This window comes from Rhizobium sp. NLR8a (assembly GCF_019685235.1).
GTDB lineage: Bacteria > Pseudomonadota > Alphaproteobacteria > Rhizobiales > Rhizobiaceae > Rhizobium.
Genome location: NZ_JABDWI010000001.1, coordinates 529,139 through 552,945 on the forward strand (window position 1 = coordinate 529,139; position 23,807 = coordinate 552,945).

Annotated in this window: 24 protein-coding genes; 15 read left to right on the plus strand and 9 right to left on the minus strand. The window is 57.4% G+C overall.

From position 1 onward, the window contains the following. Window positions 1-60: 60 nt before the first annotated feature. The gene (locus HJC04_RS02405) at window positions 61-1,056 is read left to right on the plus strand and encodes a zinc-binding alcohol dehydrogenase family protein (RefSeq protein WP_221123200.1); all 996 of its coding nucleotides are present in this window, start codon (window positions 61-63) and stop codon (window positions 1,054-1,056) included. A gap of 286 nt (window positions 1,057-1,342) precedes the next feature. Here the strand turns inward: HJC04_RS02405 and HJC04_RS02410 are convergent, their stop codons facing one another. From HJC04_RS02410 to HJC04_RS02435, 6 genes are all read right to left on the minus strand, one after another. Continuing rightward, window positions 1,343-1,771: a carboxymuconolactone decarboxylase family protein gene (locus HJC04_RS02410; protein WP_221123201.1), complete on the minus strand. Its 429-nt coding sequence runs from the start codon at window positions 1,769-1,771 to the stop codon at window positions 1,343-1,345. 409 nt (window positions 1,772-2,180) lie between these two features. After that, complete coding sequence (locus HJC04_RS02415; protein ID WP_221123202.1) at window positions 2,181-3,230, minus strand: ABC transporter ATP-binding protein; 1,050 nt, start codon at window positions 3,228-3,230, stop codon at window positions 2,181-2,183. Window positions 3,231-3,239: 9 nt separating this feature from the next. Then, entirely contained in the window at window positions 3,240-4,748 is a 1,509-nt protein-coding gene (locus tag HJC04_RS02420; RefSeq protein ID WP_221123203.1) for a DUF5060 domain-containing protein, read from the minus strand. 2 nt (window positions 4,749-4,750) lie between these two features. Then, complete coding sequence (locus HJC04_RS02425) at window positions 4,751-5,617, minus strand: carbohydrate ABC transporter permease (RefSeq protein WP_221138323.1); 867 nt, start codon at window positions 5,615-5,617, stop codon at window positions 4,751-4,753. Then, complete coding sequence (locus tag HJC04_RS02430) at window positions 5,614-6,513, minus strand: carbohydrate ABC transporter permease (protein WP_221123205.1); 900 nt, start codon at window positions 6,511-6,513, stop codon at window positions 5,614-5,616. Before HJC04_RS02430 ends, HJC04_RS02425 begins: the two co-directional genes overlap by 4 nt. A 61-nt stretch (window positions 6,514-6,574) precedes the next feature. After that, window positions 6,575-7,822 carry an ABC transporter substrate-binding protein gene (locus tag HJC04_RS02435; protein ID WP_221138322.1) on the minus strand — a complete coding sequence of 416 codons (1,248 nt, stop codon included), beginning with the start codon at window positions 7,820-7,822 and terminating at the stop codon, window positions 6,575-6,577. A 331-nt stretch (window positions 7,823-8,153) separates the two neighbouring features. Here HJC04_RS02435 and HJC04_RS02440 point away from each other — a divergent pair, with 331 nt between their 5' ends. Next, window positions 8,154-9,191 carry a LacI family DNA-binding transcriptional regulator gene (locus tag HJC04_RS02440; protein WP_221123207.1) on the plus strand — a complete coding sequence of 346 codons (1,038 nt, stop codon included), beginning with the start codon at window positions 8,154-8,156 and terminating at the stop codon, window positions 9,189-9,191. Window positions 9,192-9,387: 196 nt separating this feature from the next. Here the strand turns inward: HJC04_RS02440 and HJC04_RS02445 are convergent, their stop codons facing one another. Beyond that, window positions 9,388-10,011: a helix-turn-helix domain-containing protein gene (locus tag HJC04_RS02445; RefSeq protein ID WP_221123208.1), complete on the minus strand. Its 624-nt coding sequence runs from the start codon at window positions 10,009-10,011 to the stop codon at window positions 9,388-9,390. A 43-nt stretch (window positions 10,012-10,054) separates the two neighbouring features. Between HJC04_RS02445 and HJC04_RS02450 the strand changes: the two genes are divergently transcribed. The 13 genes from HJC04_RS02450 to HJC04_RS02510 all read left to right on the plus strand — a co-directional run bounded on the left by HJC04_RS02450 (window position 10,055) and on the right by HJC04_RS02510 (window position 21,878). Further along, window positions 10,055-10,741, plus strand: coding sequence for a B3/4 domain-containing protein (locus HJC04_RS02450; RefSeq protein ID WP_221123209.1), 687 nt, complete (start codon window positions 10,055-10,057; stop codon window positions 10,739-10,741). A gap of 186 nt (window positions 10,742-10,927) precedes the next feature. Then, on the plus strand, window positions 10,928-11,710 hold the full coding sequence (locus tag HJC04_RS02455) for an ABC transporter ATP-binding protein (RefSeq protein WP_221123210.1): 783 nt from the start codon (window positions 10,928-10,930) through the stop codon (window positions 11,708-11,710). 38 nt (window positions 11,711-11,748) lie between these two features. Continuing rightward, complete coding sequence (locus HJC04_RS02460) at window positions 11,749-12,510, plus strand: transporter substrate-binding domain-containing protein (protein ID WP_221123211.1); 762 nt, start codon at window positions 11,749-11,751, stop codon at window positions 12,508-12,510. Between the two features lie 72 nt (window positions 12,511-12,582). Further along, the gene (locus tag HJC04_RS02465) at window positions 12,583-13,305 is read left to right on the plus strand and encodes an ABC transporter permease (RefSeq protein ID WP_221123212.1); all 723 of its coding nucleotides are present in this window, start codon (window positions 12,583-12,585) and stop codon (window positions 13,303-13,305) included. A gap of 9 nt (window positions 13,306-13,314) precedes the next feature. Continuing rightward, on the plus strand, window positions 13,315-14,004 hold the full coding sequence (locus tag HJC04_RS02470; protein ID WP_221123213.1) for an ABC transporter permease: 690 nt from the start codon (window positions 13,315-13,317) through the stop codon (window positions 14,002-14,004). A 39-nt stretch (window positions 14,005-14,043) separates the two neighbouring features. Further along, window positions 14,044-15,255 carry a PLP-dependent aspartate aminotransferase family protein gene (locus HJC04_RS02475; RefSeq protein ID WP_221123214.1) on the plus strand — a complete coding sequence of 404 codons (1,212 nt, stop codon included), beginning with the start codon at window positions 14,044-14,046 and terminating at the stop codon, window positions 15,253-15,255. Between the two features lie 103 nt (window positions 15,256-15,358). Then, window positions 15,359-15,676, plus strand: a complete 318-nt coding sequence (locus tag HJC04_RS02480) for a multidrug efflux SMR transporter (RefSeq protein WP_221123215.1) — start codon at window positions 15,359-15,361, stop codon at window positions 15,674-15,676. Window positions 15,677-15,791: 115 nt separating this feature from the next. Then, window positions 15,792-16,853 carry a homoserine dehydrogenase gene (locus HJC04_RS02485; RefSeq protein WP_221123216.1) on the plus strand — a complete coding sequence of 354 codons (1,062 nt, stop codon included), beginning with the start codon at window positions 15,792-15,794 and terminating at the stop codon, window positions 16,851-16,853. Then, a complete protein-coding gene (locus HJC04_RS02490; protein ID WP_221123217.1) occupies window positions 16,850-18,268 on the plus strand; it encodes an aldehyde dehydrogenase family protein in 1,419 nt (472 codons plus the stop codon). The genes HJC04_RS02485 and HJC04_RS02490 overlap by 4 nt, the downstream gene beginning before the upstream one ends. Window positions 18,269-18,310: 42 nt before the next feature. Next, window positions 18,311-19,189, plus strand: coding sequence for a 4-hydroxy-tetrahydrodipicolinate synthase (dapA, locus tag HJC04_RS02495; RefSeq protein ID WP_221138321.1), 879 nt, complete (start codon window positions 18,311-18,313; stop codon window positions 19,187-19,189). Continuing rightward, a complete protein-coding gene (locus tag HJC04_RS02500) occupies window positions 19,189-20,616 on the plus strand; it encodes an aspartate ammonia-lyase (protein WP_221123219.1) in 1,428 nt (475 codons plus the stop codon). Before dapA ends, HJC04_RS02500 begins: the two co-directional genes overlap by 1 nt. A gap of 12 nt (window positions 20,617-20,628) precedes the next feature. Next, on the plus strand, window positions 20,629-21,438 hold the full coding sequence (locus tag HJC04_RS02505) for a phosphotransferase (RefSeq protein ID WP_221123220.1): 810 nt from the start codon (window positions 20,629-20,631) through the stop codon (window positions 21,436-21,438). Beyond that, window positions 21,435-21,878, plus strand: a complete 444-nt coding sequence (locus HJC04_RS02510) for an Lrp/AsnC family transcriptional regulator (RefSeq protein ID WP_221123221.1) — start codon at window positions 21,435-21,437, stop codon at window positions 21,876-21,878. Before HJC04_RS02505 ends, HJC04_RS02510 begins: the two co-directional genes overlap by 4 nt. Before the next feature lie 220 nt (window positions 21,879-22,098). Here the strand turns inward: HJC04_RS02510 and HJC04_RS02515 are convergent, their stop codons facing one another. Further along, window positions 22,099-22,998 carry a dihydrodipicolinate synthase family protein gene (locus HJC04_RS02515; RefSeq protein WP_221123222.1) on the minus strand — a complete coding sequence of 300 codons (900 nt, stop codon included), beginning with the start codon at window positions 22,996-22,998 and terminating at the stop codon, window positions 22,099-22,101. 14 nt (window positions 22,999-23,012) lie between these two features. Next, window positions 23,013-23,648, minus strand: coding sequence for a LysE family translocator (locus tag HJC04_RS02520; protein ID WP_221123223.1), 636 nt, complete (start codon window positions 23,646-23,648; stop codon window positions 23,013-23,015). Between the last annotated feature and the right edge of the window lie 159 nt (window positions 23,649-23,807).

Here is a 23,807-nt window from a genome sequence, read left to right on the forward strand (position 1 = left end):
AGTTTCGTGTGCGGGCGGCGCAAAGCTTTTGCCTGCATCAACCATACATTGGAGATTTCAATGAAAGCCATTGGCTACACAAGTGCAGGATCCGCAGAAGTTCTAACCGAGTTTGAAGTCAATGACCCCTTTCCAGGCCCGCGCGATCTAGTCGTTTCCGTTAAGGCGGTATCCGTAAATCCCGTGGATACCAAGGTTCGAAAAAGATCGGAGCCGGAGGAAGGCCAATCAAAGATCATAGGATACGACGCCGCGGGGGTCGTCGTTGCGACGGGCGAGGATGTGTCGTTGTTCAAGGTGGGCGACGAAGTATTCTATGCGGGCAGTATTGATCGGCAAGGTAGTAACGCAGAGTTACAGGCCGTGGACGAAAGGATAGTGGGGTGCAGGCCAAAAACACTTTCGTTCGCAGAATCGGCCGCGCTCCCATTGACGGCTCTAACCGCGTGGGAATTGTTGTTTGAACGTCTGCGCGTGCCCTACGGTAAGAAATCAATTTCTGGTTCGATCCTGATTATAAACGGCGCGGGCGGAGTAGGATCAATTCTCATCCAGCTGGCAAGGCGGCTCACTGGTCTAACCGTTATCGCCACCGCATCTCGCCCCGAAACGGTTGAATGGGTGAGAAAACTTGGCGCGCACCATGTCGTAAACCACCGCGAGCCACTCGACCGGGCGATTCGTCAACTCGGCATCCAAACTGTGGATTATGTCGCGGGTCTCACCGATACCGACAAACACCTTGGCGAGATCGTTGAGATCATCGCACCGCAGGGATCTCTTTCGCTGATTGATGACATCCACCTTGATATCGGCAGCCTCAAACCGAAGAGCGTCTCGGTTACCTGGGAAATGGTTTTTACCCGTCCGGTGTTTCAAACCGAGGACATGATTATGCAACACGGAATTCTCAACGAAATTGCTGACCTCGTAGACGCCGGAGTTCTGCAAACAACTGCGGTCCATCATGTCGGCGAGGTCTCGGTTTTGAATCTCCAAAAGGCGCACAAGCTTATTGAGACGGGGAAAACCATAGGGAAAATCGTTCTAGGCTGATAAACCCGCACAACGCGCTACACGCTCCGCGATTGTGACGGGTTGCGTGATTTAGCCAGCCAGACGCTTAGTGACAAATAGTTCCCGAAACTAAGGCACTACTTGTTTTTGCACGCTCCTTGCGAGAAGCATCAAACCGTCCTTGCAACCGCGGTCGCAAGGACGGTGGTGGCAACCTGATAAGGAACGGCAGGAACAAGGTGGTGACTGCGTTTCCCAACGTATCGGAACATCTGAGGTCCTTGGTGAAGACCCGCGAAGCCGCCAGTCCCATGCGGCGGTGGGTTCAAATTCCCATCTCGTTGAAGACTTCCTGGGCGTGGCGGAAGCTTTCGATGCCGGCGGGAACGCCAACATAGATTGCAACCTGAAGGAAGATTTCCTGGATCTCCTCTTTCGTAAGTCCGTTGTTGATCGCGCCCCGGACGTGGCCCTTGAGTTCGTGCGGACGGTTCAAAACGGAAATCATCCCTAGGTTAAGAATAGAGCGCGAGCGCCTATCTAGGCCCGGACGGTTCCATATTTTATCCCAACAATACTCTGTCACAAGCTCTTGCATGGGCCAGGTGAAGTCGGTGGCCTTGCTCAAGGCTTCGTCTACATAGGCGTCGCCCATGACTTCCCGTCGGGTGGCAAGCCCATGAGTGAATTGTTCCGAAGGGAGGGGCCGCTCCTTGCCGCAGGTCTTCAGTTCCGCTGATTCCGTTACGGTCATTCTACAACGCTCACTGTTTTTGTGGGTGGAACCTACCTGATCACAAGATAATCTGTCAATTTAACTGCACCTGCGCATGGGCTCTTATGAATTGGCATCCGCGCGCGGTACTCAGAGGCTCCGGCTCCTCAAAGTTCTCGAGTTTCCACGACCTCTTCATCGTCGGCCGGCCCATCGGGCAGGTGCCAGATGACGGTTTGTTTTCACGTTCTTGCGGCAGCGAACCGCGAGTTCCTCTTACTTTCCGCCGCCGTTCGGGCCGCAATCGTCAAAAATCAGTCTCACCATCAAGTGAGACCCCAAGCCACTAATCGAGACATCACCGCGTGCTTGTCCCGACGAGCGCCGGCGTAAGCCGACACGGCCTGCTGCCTGCTGGGTGTTGCAAGGCTCGGCTCGCCGCCGTGAGCTAAATCCGCTTGCCGCTTGCCGTTTCGAACATATGCGATCGTGGTGATGTGATCCCCACCATCAGCATTTCACCCGGCTTTATCGACAATCGATCCTTGGAAACAATGGTGATCTCCTGACCGGCAAGACGGGCGGTGACATGGGTTTCCGCGCCGGTCGGCTCGACAACCTGAACCTCGACCGGAACAGCCCCTTCGCCACCGATGCCGACATCGTCCGGACGTATACCGTAGGAAATCTCCGTTCCAATTGCAGCATTCGGCTTGACCGAAAGCTGCACAAGACCGGCGACGGTAATGCCCGTTTCTGTAACTTTCGCCGGCAGGATGTTCATCGCCGGGCTTCCCATGAAGGTCGCGACGAACAGGTTGTTCGGGTTGTCGTAAAGCTCCAGTGGCGAGCCGATCTGCTCGACCCGGCCGCCATTCATGACCACGATCTTGTCGGCCATAGTCATGGCCTCAATCTGGTCGTGAGTGACATAAACGATGGTCGATTTCAGGCGCTGGTGCAGGGCCTTGATCTCGGCCCGCATCTTTACGCGGAGTTTCGCATCGAGGTTCGACAACGGCTCATCGAACAGGAAGACTTTGGGATGACGCACGATGGCGCGCCCCATGGCAACGCGCTGACGCTGGCCGCCGGAAAGCTGGGCGGGCTTGCGGTCAAGGAGTTGCGAAAGCGACAGGATGTCGGCAGCCTTGTCGACCTCTGCCTTGATGTCGGCCTTGCTGCGCCCCGCAAGTTCAAGCGCAAAGCCCATGTTCTGGGCCACCGTCATCTGCGGGTAGAGCGCATAGTTCTGGAAGACCATGGCAATGTCGCGGTCCTTGGGCTCCAGTTCGTTGACCCGCCGGCCGTCGATGCTGATTTCGCCAGCAGTTACGCTCTCCAACCCCGCGATCATCCGGAGAAGCGTGGATTTGCCACAGCCGGAAGGCCCGACCAAAATGACAAATTCGCCATCCGCGATGGGAACGTCCACACCATGCATGATCGGCACGGCGCCATAGGACTTCTTCAGATTTGAGATTTGGACGGTTGCCATGTGACTACCTCAGTCGAGTTTGCGGATACGCAGCGCAAGGTTTGGACGGCTCGGAAGCTGAATGCCGAATGCCGCTTCCGCCTTGCCACCGCGAACGATGTTGCCGTGGCGCTGTGGGTGAGGAATGTGCGCGGCGATGCGCTTTGCCGGCGTCACCGTCATGTTCCAGGTGTCGATCAGGTCGATTTCATAATTACCGTCTTCCGTCGGAAGACCAGTCGTCCATTGGTTCGGCTGGTGTTCGCCGAAATAGATGAAATCCACTTTGCCGCCGAGATCGCGCGCGCCGGAAATACGGCTCCACGGCCATTGGTCATTCATCCCCATGGGCTCCAGCCCTTCGAGCTGGTCTTGCTGCAGCAGCTGGAGCAGGAACTTGATGCGCTTCCAGCTCTCGCCATGCAGCGTGCCGCCTTTGGCCCACCAAATCAGATCGTCCGGGTCCGCGTATGTCTCGCCATGGCCTGCGTAACCGCCGCGTAGAACGGTCGTCCAGAAGCGATGGACGAGTTCTTGTGCCGTGATATTGCCCCAGCTCGGCCAGATGTTGCCCTCGTATTCCGGCTCGTCGTTAACGACAGGCTTGCCATAGGCGACGCGCCATTCCGGAGTGCGTTTCACATCCCAGTTCTGGATGCAGACATGAGTGATCCACGGCTTGCGATGGTCGAAATTCATGGTCTGCTCACCATTGTGGATCGACCGGAGATGCTGAACGTGATCGTTTTCTTCCAGGAGATGGCAGAAGCGGTCCCAGGTCTGGACCGGGATCGTGTCGAGGAGAAAATCGTATTCGTTGGCGAGCGCCCACCAGATATTGCGGAAGGCTGAAAGACGCGCTGCCGCATATTCCACATAGCGCAGGTTCTGCTCTTCCGACATCGTGGCATAGCCCCAGCGGTCGTAGGGATGGAAGAGGATCAGGTCGGCTTCGATGCCGTGTTCGCCCAAGCACGCGATCTGCTTTTCGAGATGGGTGAAGGCGGCCGGGTTCGGTCGATCAAAATCTAGGCTGCCATCTTCCCTTTCCATGAACATCGGCTGCAGCGGGTCATTGGTGTTGAAGGGATAATCCTTCGGGAAAACTGCCATGCGGATCTTGTTGAAACCGCTCGTCTCAAGGCTCGCGAGCGTGCGTTCCTGCATCTCCAGCGGCTGGTGGGTCCAGGCGTAGCAGGTGGTGCCGAAGGGGTAGTACGACGTACCGTCGTCATAGGCAAAATGGAAGCGATTGCGGACGCGGACGGCGCCATGCACGCCTTCGCGCGCTGCCGTGACTGTCAGCGAACCGGACCTTCCATCGAGTTCCGCGACGGAGGACGAGGTGGTGAAGGTCCAGTCACCGACTGTATCGGGCATGAAGCGGAGGACATAATCCTCGCCGCCGTCATGAAAACCCGTGACGCGGACCTTGCGATTGCCTTGACTGAAGTGCGCATGAAACGTCACGTCGAGGTAAGGATTGCCGCCAGCGGGGCCTTTCAAGCGGGCTTCGAAAATATCGTACAGATGGGTCATGATTATTCCTTGACCGCCCCGGACGTGAGGCCGGAAACGAAATAGCGTTGGAACATGAGATAGACGATGGCTGCGGGAAGCACCGTCATAATGATAGCCGCGTTGAGCTGGCCGTAATCGCTCTGAAACTGGCTCTGGAAATTCATGAGCCCGAGCGGAAGCGTCCACATGCGCGGGTCCTGCAGGATCACCAGCGCCATGGCGAATTCATTCCACGTCGCCACGAAATCGAGGATCAGCAGCGCCGAGAGAACCGGCAGAGAGACGGGAAGGAAAATCCGCCAGAAAATGGTGAAGTGGGAGGCGCCATCGATGCGGGCGGCTTCCGACAGCTCCTTCGGCACCGCGGAGAAGAAGCCGTAGAGAATGAAGACCTGATAAGGGATGCCGAAGGCCAGATAAGGCAGAATGATGCCCGGATAGGTATTGATCAGGCCAAAGGCATTCACCTGCCGGAAGATCGGCGCGAGCATCACCTGGAAGGGCAGCATGGTGCCGAACACGAAGAGCGCAAACAGCGTCTTGTTCATCCGCATCGGCACCTTGGCGAGCGCATAGGCAGCCATTGCCGACACGAACAGGCCGAGTGGCACCTTGATGACGGTGATGACGATGCCGTTGAATGCGGTCGTCGAAAAATTGCCGCGGTTCCAGGCCGCCACGAAGTTGCCGAAGGCTAGCTCGGTCGGCGGGCTGAAGGCACTTGCCCCCATCACCGTCGAATTCGACTTTAGCGATGTAAAGACGATGAACATAAAGGGTGTGATCCAGATGATCGCGAGCAGGATGAAGGCGATCCAGAGGGCCACGAGCACGGGATCGACCTTGTTGGAGCCGACAGGACGGAACGCCTGGGAAAACATCTTCATCGTCCAATATCCTCCCGCTTAAACATCCAGTGCATATAGGGGATCACGACAATCAGCGTGATCATGAGCAGCACCACGGAGATGGCCGCACCGCGCCCGAAAACCCCGAGCTGCATGGATTGGGTATAAGCCCACATCGCTAGCATCTGCGTTGATTGCGCAGGCCCGCCGCCGGTCATGCCGTAGACGATGTCGAAGGCCTTCAGCGAATTGATGAGTGACAGCACGAAGACTACGGTGATGGTAGGCACGAGTGCCGGCAGTGTTACATAGCGGAACACGCCCCAGCGCCCTGCCCCGTCAATGCGGGCCGCCTCAATCAACGTCGTCGAGACGCTCTGCAGGCCGGCGAGAAACAGCACCATGGAAAATCCGACGGACTGCCAGACATGGGCAACGAATACGGACCACAGCGCGATCTTCTTGTCGCCGAGCCAGTCCATGATCCATCCGGTCAGCCCCCAGCTTGTCAGCAGCCCGTTGAAGAGGCCGAAGAACGGGTCGTACATCCACTTCCAGATGGTCGCGACGGCAATGGCGGCGATGATGACGGGCAGGTAGAAGATGATGCGCAGTCCCGATTTTCCGGGAATGTTCTGGTTCAGCGCCAACGCCACGCCGAATGCGATCAAGTTTGGCACGATGACGGCCGTCGCCGTCCAGATCAGCGTGTTCCACAGCGCACCCCAGAAAACCGGGTCCTGCGTCATGATTGCCCGGTAGTTGGCAAGCCCGACGAACTTCGCCTGTGGACTTAAGCCGTTCCAGGAGGAGAAGGACATCCTGACGACGTCGATCATCGGATAGACGGCAAAGAGGAGATAAACGATCAAGGCGGGAGCCAGCAAGACGTAACCCTGCATGCTCGGCCGCAACGACACGCGCGCTTTGGACATAAGATTTCACCGGGTCATGCGAGGCCCTGGAGCATGCTCACGAGGCCTCGTCCTTGGGAGATTAGCCACGGTTGGCGATGAAGGTCTGCATGGCCTTGCCGGCATCTTCGGGCTTGATGTTGCCGGATGCCACTTCATTGATGACACGGAAATATTCCGTAGTCACATTGAGCGGGAAAGCCTGGTCGCCGTTCATGTAGATCTTTTCGAACTTGGCGAAGATATCCATCCATTTCTGGTCGAGCGGGTCGATCTTGTCATACTTAACATTCGCATTGATCGAGATCGACCCGAAAGCACCGAGATTGTCCTGCTGCACCTTGTCGGAGAGCATGTAGTCGAGGAACTTTGCCGCCGCATCCGCCTTGCCGCTCTTCGACGAAACATAGAGATATTCGGCGAAACCATAGAGGCGGTCGGTGCCCGTCGGAAACGGGAAGAGATCGAAATCGGCAAGCCGGTTTTCATTGCGAAGCTGGCTTACCAACCAGTCGCCTTCGAGCATCATCGCGGCACGGCCAGCCAGGAACAGGTTGAAACTCTGTGAATTGTCGATGCCCATGAACGGCGAGAGAATGTAGTTCTGTGACCAGTCGGTCAGTTCCTGGAAACTCGCCGTCGCGCAGGCCTCGGTTGACCAGTCGACCTTCATCGCCATCAGGGCATCATGCTGCTCGGAACCACATTTGGCTTCAAGAATGACGTCCATCAGTCGCATTAGGTGCCAGTTGACCGTGCCGCCGAAGGTCATGGCCGGTATGCCTGCTTCCTTTAGCTTGGCCGCGTCGCTCTTCAGCTCGTCATAGGTAGTCGGAAGTTGGGTGATGCCGGCCTTTTCGAACAGCGCCTTGTTGTAATAGATGCCCTCGCCATGGAAGGTGTAGGGAACGCCGTGGCGACCGCCTTCATAGATTTTCGAGAAGCTGCCGGCCGTTCCGACCAGACGCTTGTCCCAGCCGTATTGGTCGTAATATTTGTCAAGCGGCTGCGACAGGCCGGCATTGACGAATTCACCGCCGAGTCCAAGCCCTGCCCACATGAAGAAGATGTCCGGCCCCTGGCTGGACTGTGCTGCCACGCGTAGGGCGGCCTTGTGTTCGTCTACAGAGCGGCCCTCTCGGGTGATCGTTACGCCGGGATTTGCCGTTTCGAAGTCGTTGACGATCTTGTCCCAGGCCATGTTTGCGGAGTCGTTGTCGAACGTCAGCGTCCAGACTTTCAATTCCTCAGCGTTGGCATGGCCTGCAAAAAGGCCCCAGGCGAGTGACAGCGCCGCAAGAGCGCGAGTAATGCTGTTGTGCGTAACCAAGAATAGTCCTCCCTCTTTCTAGTCCACGGCCCGTTTGTAAGGCAGGAGGCTTGATAGGGACAGCGCAACGGACAATGGACGCTCTGGTTAATCTGATGTAATCACATCAATTGTAGCGCGCACCCCATTTAACGCCCCGCCTTGGTCTGGCCGACATACATACGATGCTTTGATGAAAATTTTTGGTGCCGAGCCCTATTATGTTGCTGCTAATCAATGCGGCAACTGCTCTAAGCGAGCGGCTCTGATGTGATTGCATCGGTCGCTCAAAACTTGTTATATGACATCCTTCGCGTTTGGGCGTTGTGATTGGTCAGCTTTGGAGCACGGGTTGAAGCAGCCTAGTATCAAAGATATTTCGCAGCATTCGGGCGTCAGCACTGCAACCGTCGACCGTGTTCTCCATGGTCGCTCCGGCGTCTCCAGACTCTCCCGAGAAAAGGTAGCGAAATCCATCCATGCGCTGCAGTTCAGATCACTTCCCGATGGCTTGCTGGTGAGAGGCCGGCCCAAAATCCGATTCAAATTCATTCTTCCCAACGTGTACACGACCTTCTCGGGCCAGATTCTCAAGGGCGTAGTCGATGCACCGAGCGCAGTGGAGGACATGACGATCATCAATGATGTCCAACATATTGACCTCGATATGCCCCAGGCCATTGTGGACGCGCTTGACGGCGTCGATGCGTCTATTTACGCGGGAGCCGCTCTTTTCGCGGTGGACGCTCCGGGCGTGAGGGCCGCGATAGACCGTCTTGTCGAGAGGGGTGTGAAAGTCGTGTCTATCGTCACTGACATAGCGGATTCCAAGCGGCATCATTTCGTCGGCATCGACAACGCGGCCGCAGGCAGGCTGGGAGCAACCCTAATGGGTCGATTTACAGCCGGGAAGGTCGGAAAAATTGGCGTCATTTTAGGTTCTACCCGGATGCGCGACCAATATGAAAGGCTATTGAGCTTCTCGGAAGTTATTGCAACGAGGTTCCCTTCTCTGCGCATTCTTCCAATCGTTGAAGGTTACAGCAAGGCGGAACTCAACTACTCCCTCACTCGCAAGCTTGTCTCTCGGCACTATGATCTCGTAGGGATATATGCCGTTCCCGCAGGGCAGTCCGGGATATTAAATGCTCTCAAGGACGAAGGGGTTGGTGATCGATTGACCGTAATCCTCCATGAACTGTCGGATCGAGTTGCATTCGAATTGAAACAGGGCACAGTGGATGCGTGTATCGCCCAGAGTCCCGGGCACGTCGCGCGTAGTGCCGTACGCGTGTTGAAAGCGTGCTGCCTTGGCACTCCTATAAACGCGTCTCAGGAGTTTATCCGAACCGATATCTACCTCGCCGACAATATTCCCATCCTTTCCTGATCGCAGGCCGCCGTGCGGTGTAACCTGGGAATTCCAACAACCAGGCTCGAACAGCTTTCTTAACACTGCGCTCGCGTATGCAAATCTGAAGTCGGCACACCGCTGCCCTGCTGACTTTAGGAAAGGGCACAGAATTGACCGCAGATTGATTTTTTACCGCCAACAGCATTAGTCCACTCTGCTTGCACGTGGGATGCTACAGGCCTGTTCTCACGCGGGGTCTCTGCAGCTCCGCGACAGTCATCACGAACCGAAGTTCTTCTTTCCCGCAATTCATGTAGGCATGCTTCTCTTCCGTTCGTGCCAAGACCGACGAGCCTGCTTGAACGTGGTGTTCGCTGTCAGCCAGTTTCAAGGTAAGCGCACCGGTTTCCACATTCAGCAGTTCGAGTGTTCCGGCCGAATGGCCGGGCGATTCGAAAACCTCACCGGGAAACAGCGTCCAGCGCCAAAGCTCGATTTCATCCGGCCCGTGGGTTCCAACCAGAAGAGTGGCACTCCCGCCCTTCGGACCGCGCCAGAGGATCGAGGCATCCTCGGGTGGAACAATGCGCACGGGCACGTTGACTGCGACCCCGACGAAATCGGCGACAGAAACGCCCAATGCGGTCGCTGCACGGCAGAGCGTCGCAATGCTTGGGTTTGCGCTGCCCTTTTCGATTTCGACCAGCATGCCTTTGCTGACGCCGGATTTGCGCGACAACTCATCGAGTGTCAGGCCATTCTGTTTCCTGAACAATTTGAGGTTCTGGGACACGGTTGCACTGACGCGTTCGACATCGGTGACCGCTTCGGTCGATATATTGACTTTCTTTTCCATGGTCAGTATTATAGACTAAATTGGTCAATGGGAGCTAGAGGGCATGTTGGAATTTCCGGTCATCGACAAAGAAATCGCAAACATCGCACCAGACTTTCGCGCGATCAGCGTCTTCGTTGATATCAAGGATGAAACGCGCGGCACCATAGCCAGAAATGTGCTGGAGGAGGCTTGTGATTTTGTCCGAGCTGGAGGGCCAGCCTGGAGTGAAGCACATCTGGCAAGTTGGGCCGAGGCATATAGCCGGTTTGGAGCAAAACCAAATCGCACGCCCTGTTCTGCACAGGCGCTGAAGAAGCGGGTGGAGAAGGACGGTCGTATCCCTTCGATCAACCCGATCGTCGATCTCTACAACGCAGTCAGCTTACGTTTTGCCATACCGGTCGGTGGAGAAAACTTCGACGCCTATGTCGGCAAGCCACAGCTGTCTGTTGCCGACGGAACCGAAGTGTTCGACACGGTGATGAACGGAGAGGCGGTCATCGAAAACCCTACCAAGGGTGAAGTCATCTGGCGCGACGATATCGGTGTCACGTGCCGGCGCTGGAACTGGCGGCAAGGTACCCGGACCCGACTGGAGACGCTGGGCGGACGGATGTGGTTCATCTTGGAAAGTTTGGCGACAATGCCTGAGGAGGCGCTAGAGGAGGCGGCCGCCATGCTGGTGACCGGTTTAAGGCAACTGGCACCAGGCTGTGAGGTCTACAGACACAAGATTATAGCCGGCTAACGCGCCGGCGGTAAATCCGAGACAATGGCAGGGTGGGGAACGTGCGCCGTTTAGGCGGCGCGTGCGGACGTTCGCGACCATTTTTTTACACTCGCAACCACGAATGATGCCGCTGTCAGATACGGCGATGGCGAAGCTTTGCCCACGGAGGAGTGGGCCAAACCTCGCAGGTAAAATGGAGGTGAAATGCACATCGAAACAGTTAAGCCCGCCTTGCTGGTGAGCGACGTTCACAAGAGCTACGGCGCGCACAAGGTGCTGAAGGGAATTTCCCTTTCAGCGGAGAAGGGCGACGTAGTCTCGATCATCGGATCGTCGGGCTCAGGGAAAAGCACATTCCTGCGCTGCATCAACTTCCTCGAAATTCCGGACCAAGGAACCTTCCAGATCAACGGCGAAGACGTGATCTTCCGCAAGGGCCGCGACGGCAAATGCCATCCCGCCAGCTGGCGGCAGATCGAGAGGCTAAGAAGCGGCCTTGGCATGGTCTTCCAGAGCTTCAATCTCTGGCCGCACATGACCATTCTCCAAAACGTCATCGAGGCCCCGATCCATGTCCTGCGTATCGAGCGCAAGGCGGCGATCGAAAAGGCCGAGGCGCTGCTGGCCAAAGTTGGCCTCTATGAGAAACGCGACACCTACCCGGCCTTTCTGTCTGGTGGCCAACAGCAGCGCGCGTCGATTGCCCGCGCGCTCTGCGTCGATCCGGCAGTGATGCTGTTCGATGAGCCAACCTCGGCACTTGATCCGGAACTCGTCGGCGAGGTGCTGAAGGTCATCCGTGGGCTGGCCGAGGAAGGTCGCACCATGGTGATGGTTACCCACGAGATGAAGTTCGCACGCGACGTTTCCACCCGCGTCATGTTTTTGCACCAGGGCCAGGTTGAGGAGGTCGGACCTCCGTCCCAGGTCTTCGGTGCACCCACCAGCGCACGCTGCAAGGAGTTTGTTGCAGCCGGTTCGCACTAAAACCACCACCATCCCAACAGAAAAAGGGGAACCCTAAAATGAAGCATTTGGGAAAAACTCTGGCTGTCGCAGCATTCATGCTGGCGACGGGCGCTCAGGCGGAAATCCGCTTCGGTGTCGTCAATGAGGCCTATGCGCCCTACACGACAAAGGACGCGTCGGGGAAAGCGATTGGCTGGGAGATCGATCTGATGGATGCGATCTGCAAAGAGCTGAAGGAACAGTGCACGATCGTCGACGTCGCCTGGGACGGTCTGATCCCAGCTTTGGAAAGCAAGAAGATCGACGTGATCTGGTCTTCGATGTCGATCACCGACGAGCGCAAGAAGCGGATCGATTTCACGGACAAATATTACTCGGCTCTCGCCGGCATGATTGGCGCCAGGGATGGCGTCATGGGCGCGACCGCCGAGCAGCTGAAAGGAAAGACCGTCGGCATCGCCGTGTCGACGACCCAGTCGGCCTATTTCAAGAAGCACTTCGCCGACATCGCGACGGAGAAAAGCTATGCGACGGTTGACGAATCCTTCCAGGATCTCGCGTCGGGCCGCGTCGACTACATCTTTGCCGACACGGGACCGCTCAAGGAACTCCTGAAAACCGATCTCGGCAAGGAGTGCTGCGAATACAAGGGCGGTGTCGAGGCAGACGACGCGATACTAGGCGCTGGCGTCGGCGGCGGTATCCGCAAAGGCGACGATGAACTCCGCGAAAAGCTGAATGGCGCGATCAAAGCTGTCAGGGCGAACGGCACCTATGCCGAGTTCAGCAAGAAGTACTTCGACTACGACCCCTATTGAGTCCATGGGCGACGCGGATTTGTCACCAGCCGTTGGTGGCAAATCTGCCGGTCCTGTTCTGGAAGGCTTCCCATGAGTTCCTCAAATTCCATTCTGGACCTGCTGTCGATTTCCCCTCCCGGCTGGGGCGGCGTATTGATCACCGGCGCGTTCGCGACCCTGTTTATCTCGTTTGGTGCCTATCTGTTTGGAATGGTGCTGGGCTTCTTCGGCGCACTCGGCAAGTTGAGTGGGTTTGCCCCACTGCAATATGCTCTCAATGTCTATACGACGATCGTCCGTGCCGTGCCGGAGCTCATCCTGATCGTCTCGCTCTACTATGCGGGAACGGATGGGCTGAACCGGCTTCTTGCCCTGGCGGGACTTGGCCCTGTCGAGGTAAACGGCCTGGTGGCGGCGATCGCAGTCCTGGGCTTTGTCCAGGGCGCCTATATGACCGAGGTTTTGCGGGGCGCGATCCTCGCCATTCCTGTTGGACAGCTTGAAGCCGCCAAGGCCTTTGGGATGAGGCCAGGCTTACGCTTCCGCCGCATCGTCTTGCCGGCTCTCATCCCCAATGCACTGCCCGGCTTCGCCAATCTGTGGATGTCCGTAATCAAGGACAGCGCCCTGATTGCCGTCGTTGGCTATCAGGAACTGGCTCTTGCTGCCCGCGTCGCCGCGAGCAACACCAAGCAGTACATGGTCTTCTTCCTGGCTGCGGCGGCACTTTATCTCGTCATCACGATTCTATCGAACCTGCTGTTCTCTGCGCTCGAAGCCTACTTTCGTCGCGGCCAACGACCAGTAGCGTAGGAGGCGGACATGAATTTTGGTTGGATATTCGAGTACCAGGACTTGCTGCTCTATGGCGCCTTCCTGACATGCCTGCTGCTGGCAATTTCGGTCACGTTGGGGTTTGCGCTCGCTATCCTCCTGGCGATTGCCCAGGTCGGCCGTGGTTCCATCGCCCGTTGGCTCTCCAAGTCGTACTGCACATTCTTTCGCGGCACGCCGTTGCTCATCCAGCTTTGGCTCATCTACTACGGTCTGGGCTCGTATCTGCCGCATATCCCTGGATTGCGGAGCAGCTTTCTTTGGCCGGTCTTGCGAGAGGGATTGTTCTTTGCGGCGTTGGCCCTGACGCTCAACTTCGCCGCCTACCAGGGGGAGATTCTTCGGGGAGCCATGCTGGCGGTCCCGAAAGGAGAACTTGAGGCTGCACGCGCCGTTGGCATGTCGCCCTGGATGATCCTGCGCCGGATCTGGTTGCCGAGAGCGATCCGGATTGGGCTGCCAACATTTGCCGGCGAGGTCGTCCTGCAACTCAAGGCGACCCCGATCGTATTTTCGGTGACCGTGATGGATCTCTACGGTGCTGCCTACAAAATCCGCCAGGATACGCTCCTCGTCTACGAGCCCCTCCTCCTCGTTACCGTCTTTTACGTCAGCCTGACTTTCCTGATCACGCAAGCGTTCCAGAAACTGGAAAACGCCATCCCGGTCAGGCGCTAAGGCACTCCCCAACCACTCACTTCAACAAAGAGGCTAATTATGTCGAGACCAGACAAACACGATCTATCGACGCTTTCCTTCAATACGCTGTCGGTGCACGGCGGCAACGAAATCGACAAGACATCGGGCGCTATTCGCACACCGATCGTGATGGCGAATTCGTACGAACTTCCTTACGACCCTTCTACAATGGACTGGTCGGACACCGAGAGCCCCTCCTATACGCGCAATTCCGGCCACAATCAGATCGGCCTGCAGCGCAAGCTCGCGGCCATAGAGGGCGGCGAGGATGCAGCCGTCTTCGCAACGGGCGTCGCGGCGCTTCACGCGGTGTTCTTTACGTTCTTAAAGAGCGGCGACCACGTGATTGTCGGTGACGTCACCTATGAGGCCGTGTGGCGACTGTTTTCAGAGCTTTTGCCGCAGCGTTACAATATCGAAGCCACCTTCGTTGATATGGGCAACATGGATGCGGTCCGAGCCGCCGTGCGCCCGAATACCAAGCTGATCCATACAGAGACAATCGCCAATCCAACGACCAAGGTTGCCGATATCGCGACGCTCGCCTCAATCGCAATGCAAGCGGGCGCGCTCCTGTCGGTAGACTCGACCTTCACCCCTCCCCCGTTCTTCCGTCCGCTGACACTGGGTGCAGATCTCGTCATCCATTCGCTGACGAAATACATCAACGGTCATGGCGACGCGATGGGCGGCGTGGTCATCGGCTCGAGGACGCTCATCCATCACATCAAGGCAGACGCGCTCGTCGATCTCGGCGGGACGATTTCGCCGTTCAACGCCTGGCTGATCATGCGCGGCTCAGTGACGCTGCCTCTGCGCCTGAAGCAGCAGTTTTCATCCGCAGAGATCGTCGCCCGGTCCCTCGCAGCCGACAAGCGCGTCGCCTATGTCACCTACCCCGGTCTCGACAGCCATGACCAGCACGCGCTTGCCAGAACACAGTTTGCTGGTAAGGGCTACGGCGCGGTCATGGCTTTTGCCGTCGATGGCGATCCCGATACGCAGAACCGGTTCGTCGGACATCTCAGGGTCATCACGTCCGCCGTCTCGCTTGGTCACGACGAGAGCCTGATCGTCCATGTCGGCGGCAGTGGGCGCGGCGGCTCCGATCGTTACCCGCCGAACTTCCAGAAATACGGGCATCTGCGGCTTTCGATCGGTCTGGAAGACACCGAGGATCTGATTGCTGACATCAACAACGCCCTCGACGAGACTTTCGGGCGAAGCTGAACACGAAGTCGAATTGGACGTGAATTGCCCCTCGGCGAGCAATTCACGTCACCTCTCCAAGCCTATTGCGCGGTAGACCCGGAGGTCCGCCAGGAAGGATATTATGTACTGGATAATCCTGTTCGTCGCCGGCCTGCTTGAGGTCGTCTGGGCGTTCTACATGAAGAGATCCGACGGTTTCACGCTGCTCATCCCGTCGGCAATCACCGTCATTGCGATGATTGCCAGCGGCGTGCTGCTGTCCTTTTCGATGAAGGTGCTGCCGCTTGGTACCGCCTACACGGTTTGGACAGGGATCGGTGCAGTTGGCTCCTTTCTGCTCGGAATGGCGATCCTTGGAGAGCCCGCGTCACCCGCGCGTCTGGCAGCGGGCGCATTGATCGTGTCGGGGATTCTCATGATGAAGCTCGCCAGCACCTGACCTACGTCCGGCAGCAGATTGAGCAAAGTGCGCTGCTCTTTGGTCTGTCTGCGTGGTTCCTGCAGAGCAATCCGCATCCCATGCTTACCCTCATAGACTTCACTGGAGGATCGTTATGACAGTTTACAATATCGCACTTATCGGATTTGGCGGCGTCAATCGCGCCCTGGCCGAACTCATTGCCGCCAAGAACCAGCTCTGGGAGCGCGATCTTGGAATCCGCCTGAATATCGTCGCCGTGAGCGATCTCTATCTTGGCTCGGTGATTTCGCCGAACGGTCTTGATGCGAGGACCCTGGTCGATGCGAAGTTTGAAAAGGGCGGCTTTGGACAGCTTTCCGGGGGAAGTGCCGAAGCCGACAACGAGACTATTATCAAGACCGCACCCGCAGATATTGTCGTCGAGGCCACGTTCACCAATCCGAAGGACGGCGAACCTGCTGTCTCGCATTGCCGCTGGGCGCTTGAGACCGGCAAACACGTGGTTACCACCAACAAGGGGCCGGTCGCCATTGAGGCCCAGGCGCTCAAGGCGCTGGCAAAGGCCAACGGTGTACGCTTCGAGTACGAGGGCGCCGTGATGAGCGGCACGCCGGTCATTCGCATGGCTGAGAAAACGCTTGCCGGCGCCGAACTGAAGGGCTTTGAAGGAATTTTGAACGGCACATCCAACTTCGTCCTCGGTCGCATGGAAGCGGGTTTGGATTTCGCATCCGCTGTGAAAGAAGCCCAAGAGCTCGGCTATGCCGAGGCCGATCCCACCGCCGATGTCGAAGGTTTCGACGTTCGTCTGAAAGTCGTCATCCTGGCAAACGAACTGCTTGGCGCAAATCTCAAGCCTGAGGACGTAAGCTGCAGGGGTATCTCCGGTCTTTCACCTTCCGACATCGAGGATGCAGCAAAGGCAAACAGCCGCTGGAAGCTGATCGGAGCTGCGGTTCGCAATGACGATGGCAGCGTGACAGGCAGTGTTGCACCGAGGCGGCTTAGCCTCGATCATCCCCTGGCAGGCGTCAACGGTGCCACCAATGCAGTGTCGCTCGACACCGAACTGCTGGGCGCCGTGACGATCACCGGACCTGGCGCCGGCCGCATCGAAACCGCCTATGCGCTTCTTTCCGATATCGTCGCCATTCATTCCGCCGGCGCTTCGGCCATCGCTAAGGAGGCTGCATGATGCTCAACCTTGCAGTCACACAAACGACCGCGTCTGAAGAAATTGCCGTCACCAGCCCATTCGACGGTACGCTGGTCGGAACGGTCGTGGAAACCTGTGCCGCAAGCGTGAACGTGCTGCTGGAGCGGGCAAGACGTGGCGCACAGATTGCCAGAACGCTGCCACGTCACAAGCGGTCGGCGATGCTTGAAAAGGCCGCTGCGGCGATAGAAGCCGCGCGCGAGGACTTCGCGCTTCTCATCGTCAAAGAGGCGGGCAAGACGATTACGCAGGCCCGCAAAGAGACGACACGGTGCGTCAATACGCTCAAGCTGTCTGCCGACGAGGCCAGGCGCAATGCGGGCGAAGTCATCCCGTTCGATGCCTACGCAGGCTCGGAGGCTCGCCAAGGCTGGTACACGAGAGAACCGCTGGGCATCATTGCCGCTATCACGCCCTACAACGATCCGCTCAACCTCGTCGCTCACAAACTCGGTCCGGCAATTGCCGGCGGCAATGCAGTGCTTTTAAAGCCGTCCGAACTTACCCCTCTCTCTGCCATCAAGCTCGTCGAAGTCCTGGTCGAAAGCGGTCTACCCGAGGAAATCATAACGGTCGCGATTGGCGGCCCTGAGCTTGGAAAGGCTCTCGTTGCCGCGAGAGACGTTCGCATGGTCTCCTTCACTGGTGGCTTTGCCACCGGCGAGGCAATTGCCAAAACAGCAGGCCTCAAGAAACTTGCCATGGACCTTGGCGGTAATGCACCCGTCATCGTCATGGAGAATTGCAACTTCGATGCGGCTGTCGAGGCTTGCGTATCCGGAGCCTACTGGGCGGCAGGTCAGAACTGCATTGGCACGCAGCGAATTCTGATCCAACGGCCGATCTATGAGCAATTCAAAGCGAAGTTCGTCGCAGATACCCAGAAGCTGAAGACCGGCAATCCTTTGGAAGCCGACACCGATGTCGGCCCGATGATCTCAGAAAAGGCGGTCGGCAGAGCGGCCGCAATGGTCGAACGGGCGCTCGCTGCCGGTGCGACATTGCTTTGCGGCCATAAACCAACTGGAAACCTCTATCCGCCGACGGTCCTGGAGAATGTTCCAGCCTCCTGTGACGCCTGGACCGAGGAAGTGTTCGCGCCGATCGTCATTCTTCAGGCCTTCGATGGGCTGGCGGATGCGATCGATCTGGCAAACAGCCCCGAGTACAGCCTTCACGCCGGCATTTTTACAAACGACCTGGAAGGGGCGCTTGAGGCTGCAAGCAAGATCGAGGCTGGAGGCATCATGATCAACGACTCCTCCGACTATCGGTTCGATGCAATGCCGTTTGGCGGCTTCAAATATGGCAGCATGGGCCGCGAGGGCGTCCGGTTTGCCTATGAGGACATGACCCAGCCTAAGGTCGTGTGCATCAACCGCCTGAAGACGTAACGCCAGGCCTGCTCAAATCCATCGGCAACTCAGGGAGTAAAAATGTTCAAGGGTTCTATTACCGCGCTTGTCACGCCTTTTGCTGATGGTCGCGTCGACGAGGCCGCCTTGCGCGACCTCGTCGAGTGGCAGATCGAAGAAGGATCCTTCGGTCTCGTTCCATGCGGGACAACGGGGGAAAGTCCGACGCTCAGCCATGCCGAGCATAAGCAGGTGGTCGAGATCACCATCGCGGCCGCCAAGGGCCGTGTGCCCGTCATCGCGGGCGCCGGATCAAACAGCACCTCGGAAGCAATCGACTTCGTCCTCCATGCGCAGGACGCCGGCGCCGACGGGGTTCTTATTGTCGCGCCCTATTACAACAAGCCAACCCAGGAAGGGATCTACCAGCATTTCAAGGCTATCGATGCCGCGGCCGCCGTTCCGATCATCGTCTACAATATCCCCGGCCGCAGCGTCATCGATATTCAGGTCGAAACGTTGGCAAAGATCTTCGAAGACTGCCCCAACGTGAAAGGGGTCAAGGATGCGACGGGAAACCTGTTGCGCCCGTCCCTTGAGCGTATGGCCTGCGGGCACTCGTTCAATCTCCTGACCGGTGAAGACGGCACGGCCCTTGGCTATATGGCGCATGGCGGACATGGTTGCATCTCGGTAACGGCGAACGTCGCGCCGGGTCTCTGCGCTGACTTCCAGCAGGCTTGCCTAAACGGTGACTTTGCCTCGGCTTTGAAGCTGCAGGACCGCCTGATGCCACTACACCGGGCGCTTTTTCTTGAAACCAACCCTGCTGGACCGAAATATGCCTTGCAGCGTCTTGGTCGCATTCGCGGCGATCTGCGGCTGCCGCTCGTTTCGGTCAGCTCTTCCGTCCAGGAAGAGATTGACAGCGCCATGCGTCACGCGGGGATCCTGGTTTGATGGACAAGACAACGCTTGCTGAACGCATCGAGTCAGATCTTATCGGGCCGCTGGCCATTCCGCGACATGTACTCTACGGCGTCCATACACGGCGCGCTGAACAGAATTTCGACGTCTCCGGGCTGCGTTTGAGGGATTTTCCCGAGCTCATCCAGTCGATGGCAATGGTGAAAAAGGCCGCCTCTATTGCGAATATGGAGCTTGGGCTTCTCTCTCCAGAAAAGACTGAGGCGATTTCGCAAGCGTGCGAAGAGCTTATCGAGCTCAATGATATTGATGAGAACTTTCCCGTGGACATGATGCAGGGGGGAGCCGGCACGTCCACAAACATGAATGTCAACGAGGTTCTTGCAAACCTCGCCCTTTTGAAAATGGGCGCTGACGTTGGCGATTATTCCAAGTTGCATCCCAACGACGACGTCAATCTGTCTCAATCGACAAACGACGTCTACCCCACGGCTATCCGGCTGACGATCTTACGGGCATGCGAAGGGCTTATCGCGGCTGAGGTCGCGCTTCGCGATGCATTTCGAGCCAAGGCCGTGCAATACTCGAGTGCTGTGAAAGTCGGCCGGACACAGTTGCAAGACGCTGTGCCGATGACCGCGGGGCAGGAATTCGAAGCCTTCGCTGAACTCATTGACGAGGATATCATTCAGGTCCAGTACGCCTCTAAGCTTCTTAAAGAGATAAACCTCGGCGGCTCGGCGATCGGCACGGCAATCAACGTACCCTCAGGCTTCGCGCAGTTGGCCTGCGGTCACCTGTCCCGAGTATCTGGCTATCCGTTAATCCCTGCCCGCAACTTCATCGAAGCGACATCGGACACAGGCGGGTTCGTGTCCTTTTCAGGCGTGCTCAAGCGAATTGCGGTTAAACTGACCAAGATCTGCAATGACCTCCGGCTCCTGAGCAGTGGTCCCCGCGGCGGTCTGGGTGAGATCCGTTTGCCGCCTGTTCAAGCCGGCTCATCGATCATGCCGGGTAAGGTCAATCCTGTCATACCGGAAATGATGAACCAGATCAGCTTCCAGGTCATCGGCAATGATCTGACGGTGACGCTTGCCGCAAGTGCCGGCCAGCTCCAGCTGAACGCCATGGAACCCGTCATCGTTTTGAACATCCTGCAATCGATGCGCATGCTGACCAGAGGCATGGTGGTCTTGAAGGAACGCTGCATCGATGGCATCGAAGTCGACGTCGATCGTTGCAAGGCGTTGCTCGACCAATCTCTCGTTCTTGCCACGCCATTGGCGACGCTGATCGGATACAGCAAAGCGGCATACCTCTCCAAGAAGGCGCTGGTCGAGAAGAGAAACTTGCGAGATGTCGTCGAAGAAGAATGCGTTCTGACCGAAAGTCAGGCTCATCAGATTTTTGGAGACGCCGCGGAATTTGCCAATGTTTCGAAGATTATGCGCGGTTGAACGGAGGAAAGAATGGCCGTTTTCACGGAAATATCCGACGAGGACCGAAACTCGATCGCGGTGGCCTATGGCATGACCTCCCTGTCATCGGTGATTGGTATTGCCGACGGCGACAGGGAAACGACCTATCTTTTCCGGGCGGCGGAGGGTGAGTTCATCGTCACGCTGTTCGAAAATGGCGCCGAACCGCTAGATCTCGAGCGGGCGTTCGCAACGATGGAGACGCTGAACAACAGCGGTATTCCCTGCCCGAAACCAACGCGCACGATTGACGGCGATGCGACCTTCCGGGCGGCCGGCCGTCTCGTTGCCGTCGTGAGTTTCGTATCAGGTTCGTCGACAAACGATCCTACGCCAGGAAAGTGTAAAAGCCTTGGCCGCCTCATGGCGCGGATCCACATGACCCTGCAAGGAGGCAAAAAGCGTTCTCTAAATGAGCTGCCTGCCGGTCCTCTGCATGGAGCCTTGATACCTTCCAACGTCTTCTTCCTTGGAGACGACGTCAGTGGGGTTATCAACTTTCGGCTTCGGCACGATGATGTGCTGATTTCAGAGATTGCCGAGGTTCTCGTCGGCTGGGCGAGCCTGCCGACTGGAGAGCTGGACGAACAGAAACATCAGGCCATTCTGGCCGGATATGAGAGTGTAAGGCTCCTGACTGATGCAGAAACAGCAGCACTTCCTGCGTTCGTCCTTGCATCTGCCGCCAGACGCTATGCCGCTGAGAAGGACAAGACTCGCCTGCTTCAGGCTACAGTTTGCGCCTTCGAGTCGACGAGATTTGGAGCGGCGGCGCGGCAAGCGGAACGCGGTCCGGCATGAAGTATCTTCTTGACCGCATCGACGAACAGATCCTTTGCGCCCTGCAGGCCAACGCGCGGGCCTCTCACGCTGAGCTGTCAGGTAAGGTCAATCTATCGCGAAATGCTGTTCGCGTTCGGATCGAACGGCTTGAACGCGAAGGCTTCATCAAGGGCTACACGATCATCACCGGTGATGGCGGAGATCCCGCTCACATCACCACTGCACTGATGTTCGTCTACCGCCAGGATCGCATGAGGGGCGGCGAAGTCATTCAAGCTTTGCGAAAAATTCCGGAGGTCGTCGCCTGTGACGTGATGACGGGTGATTTTGATCTGCTTGTGCGGGTTGAATCCCCTCAAGCCGATCGCATTCGCCAGATTTGGCAATTGATATCGGAACTGCCCGGCGTGAGGGATACGCTCACGGCATTTGCGCTCTCTTCAGTTATTCGGAAGTGAGGGTTCGGTTCCGAACTCATCATGTGCTGACAGCGCTGTGGCAGCCATACCCTGATGGTCATCCACGGAAAAGCCCACGTCGTCGATCCTCGCTTCATCACCATTGAAACAGTCGTCCGAGCATTCATGTGTCGCGTTGGAGTTCATGGTCACTGAACAAAACGAAGCACACACACCGCGCGATTGATACTCTCCCCGACGTCAAAGATTGCCGGCAGCCTTATTGAAAGGCACCCCGCAAATGGTTGAGAGCTTGTACGACATCCGGTACCGCGGAGTCCGGTATCGGCCTCACAGGCCGCGGCGGCTCGAAATCTCCGATGCCAAGAAGCGCCACGAGCCTGTACATCACTCTGAAGCTGCCAAACCGCTTGAACAACGACCAGAGGGGCTCGAACGCTTTTTCCAATCTCTCGACCTCTTCGGTATTTCCGGCTCGCGCCGCCGTCGCAAGCGCGAGCGCTTCAGCGGGCAGCACCCCCGCGACGACGCTATACCAGGCATCGGCGCCAGCAAGCAAAGCGGAGGAAGCTCCCCAGTCACCGCTATATCCGATCGAAAACCCGGTCGGCGACTTGCCGCGCAGATCTTCAAGTTCGGTCTTGAAGTCCTCGTTCGCCGGCAACGGCATCTTGATCGCGGCGATGTTTGGAACTGTGGCGAGCCTGGCGATCAGTGCGCTGCTGAACGTAAACCTGGTCGTGCTCGGATTGTTGTAGATGCAAAGCGGAAGACCGCCACTCCGGGTGACGGTTGCGAAATGCTCAAACACCTCGTCGCCCGTCAGCGGAACATAGGACACAGGCGCCAGAAGAAGGCCATCTGCCCCCGCTTCCTTCGCATCGTGTGCCAAGACCTGTGCCTCGTCGGTACGAAGCGCGCCGACGCCGACAATCACCGGAATCCGCCCACCGACTGTCCGAATGGCAGTTTCAACCGCACGCCGGCGCTCATCGCGCGTCAGGAAAGCATAGGCGCCTGTGCTTCCGAGAAGGCCGATGGAGTCTGCACCGGCATCAACGATCCGCTGCAAGAGCATCGCAAGGGCTGCTGCATCAACGCGCCCGGATGCATCGGCGGGAGTGATCGGAAATGCGGATAGGCCTTCGAAGAGAGACATGAATGTTGCCTTGGTTATGTACGGGAAAGCAGGAGACGGATGCCGGCTGCGCCAAAGAAGATTGCAAGCGTGCCCTCGATCCATCGGCGAGCCCTTCGGTAGAAGTGCACCATCGGAGCTGTTGAAAATATGATCGCGTAGCCGCAAAAGATCGTCACGCTCAGGATAGCGCATCCAACCAGGATCGCTGCGACGGTGTATGAGGATGCGCCCGGGCCAAGGCCAAGCGTCACCAGGGCGATCCACGCCAGGATCGATTTCGGGTTGGTCAGATGCATGAGCAAGCCGCGTCTGTAGAGAGATGAAGCAATTTCAGGATCCCTTTTCTCCGCTGCCTCGGCCGGCTTTTCGCCCGCGGTTAGAGCCGCGCTGGCTGCTCTGAACGCCAGGTAGAGAAGATAGAGGCCGCCAAAGATTTTTAGGACCGTGAGAGCTTCCGCGTACTGGGCGAGGATTGCGGATACTCCCGTTGCGGCCATTGCGCCCCAGAAGATGGAGCCACTGACCACGCCGGCTGCAAGGACGAGTGCTGCCCGCCGTCCTTGGTCCATCGCCACACCCATGATTCGCATGTTACTCGGACCGGGGCTTCCAGCTGCAATCAAGTAAGCTGCGTAGACGACTAACAAATGCGATAGATCTGAAGACATTCCGATCATCCCTTCTATCGAGCGTGATCCAGCTTGAACCCCTTCCGAGCCTGCCACGGCTGGCTAGGACGCTGAAAGATTTTGAAGCGACACAGCCTGACTACGCAGGGAGCTAGCAACAAACAGTGAGTTAGTCTAATTAAATAGACTTAACTCGAT